Origin of the sequence: Pseudomonas sp. 21LCFQ010 (assembly GCF_024129905.1) — a bacterium.
Lineage (GTDB): Bacteria > Pseudomonadota > Gammaproteobacteria > Pseudomonadales > Pseudomonadaceae > Aquipseudomonas.
On the sequence record NZ_JAMYDZ010000061.1, the window covers coordinates 1 to 1,849 of the forward strand.

Sequence of the window (1,849 nt, forward strand, 5' to 3'; positions counted from 1 at the left end):
TTACCGGCGTACTCGAAATCGGAAAAGCTCATCTGACTCATGGGATGGCGGGCTTGTAGAGGGCAGTTGGACGGAGGGCTATTTCAGCACAGGTCAGATGGCCTGTGGTGACTTGATCGGAGAATCCCTAACGTAAATTCATCGGTCGCGCCACTCATCCCTCCTAGTCGCAAGCGATCCAGTTTCAAGATGCGCTTGAGGTGGGCGAATAACATTTCTACCTTTTTACGTTCGTGACGAGAGCGCACATATTCCGGTGTCTTCGCGATTTGCCGAGCCACATCGCGAGCCGCTTCATGAATACTGCGGGCGATCTTACGAACCGGAGTGTTCGGGCAGCACTTGGCTTTCATTGGACATGTCGCGCAGTCGGTTTGACTGGATCGGAAGTTGATGGTGTTGGCTTTCGTAACGTCTGAGCGCAGGTTCTTGAAAGCTCGCCATTCGCTACGTAATGCCTTACAAGCAGAACAGCGATAATCCTCAACGTCTTTGTTCCAGTGGAAGTCGCTGATCGAAAAACTGTCGTCCTTGCGCTCGGTTTTATCCCAAACCGGCACATGCGGCTCGATATCTTTCTCTTCCACCATCCAAGCCAACATAGGTGCTGTGCCGTAAGCGGTGTTGCCAACTAAGCGATCCGGTTTGATGTCGAACAACTCTTCGAATCGGTCAATCATGGTTTTGGTGCTCTCGACCTCGGCCGTTCGATGAGCCGGTGTCGGTTCTACGTCCATGATCACGCCATGCTCGACATCAATCAGGTAGTTGGTGGAATAGGCGAAAAACGCTGGTCCGCCTGGGGCGGCCGTCCAACGGGATAGAGGGTCAGTCAGCGACAGGCTTGGGAAGTGCTTCAGCCAGCGCCTCTTCATCGAGTGCTTCGAGGTACTCACGGACGGCACGCGTACTGAGTGATGGGTCGCTCCAGTTGACCTCCTCATCGCCGGGTACGCCGCGCTGCCGATTCACATCTGCCTTGATGATGCTGGCGTCCACGGCAAAGCCTTCGCCTTTGACCAAGCCAGCGTCCATGCAGCGATGCAACACTTCATTAAACAGCCAGCGAAACAGATCGCTGTCCCGGAAACGGCCGTGTCGATTCTTAGAAAACGTCGAGTGATTAGGCACTTTATCCTCAAGGCTCAACCGGCAGAACCAGCGATAAGCCAGGTCAAATGAGCCTCTTCAAACAAGCGCCGTTCGGAGCGAATGCCATAGCAATAGCCGATGACCAGCATGCGGATCATCAGTTCAGGATCAATCGAAGGACGCCCAATCGGACTATAGAAGTCAGCGAGGTAGTGACGCAGGTCGCTCAGATCGAGGCACCGATCAATGCTGCGCAGAAGATGATTTTTTGGGATGTGGCCTTCAAGGTTGAAAGAGTAAAAAAGCCGGTCCTGCCCACTCGATAACTGTCCCATCATGCTGCGTACTCTCCCGCTGGCCGATGAGCAGATTTTGCCCCTAGTCAAGCGAGAGAGCTACTTTTTCAACGGAATCGGACGATTCCTGCCGGTCAAGGCGCACCCAGTGCGCTGGTCAGATCCAACGCAAATGTGTGGTCAAGGTCATGCAATTACTCAATGGGCAGCCCAACCGAATTCCATTCGTCGCTAAGCACGCCGTTCCATGGGATGTTTTGGTAGGTTAAGTGCGCTTGGTTGGCTCAAATTTTCTGAAATTTTTTTAGAGAGAGCAACCTAGAAATCCTACTAGGGATTCTCCGATCAAGTCACCACAGGCCATCTGACCTGTGCTGAAATAGCCCTCCGTCCAACTGCCCTCTACAAGCCCGCCATCCCATGAGTCAGATGAGCTTTTCCGATTTCGAGTACGCCGGTAA

The 1,849-nt window shown here is 53.2% G+C and carries 1 pseudogene; it reads right to left on the reverse strand.

Annotated elements, in window-relative coordinates:
- Positions 1-128 precede the first annotated feature (128 nt).
- A pseudogene (locus NJC38_RS28965) lies at positions 129-1,430 on the reverse strand (IS1182 family transposase); the annotation flags it as partial.
- Positions 1,431-1,849 lie beyond the last annotated feature (419 nt).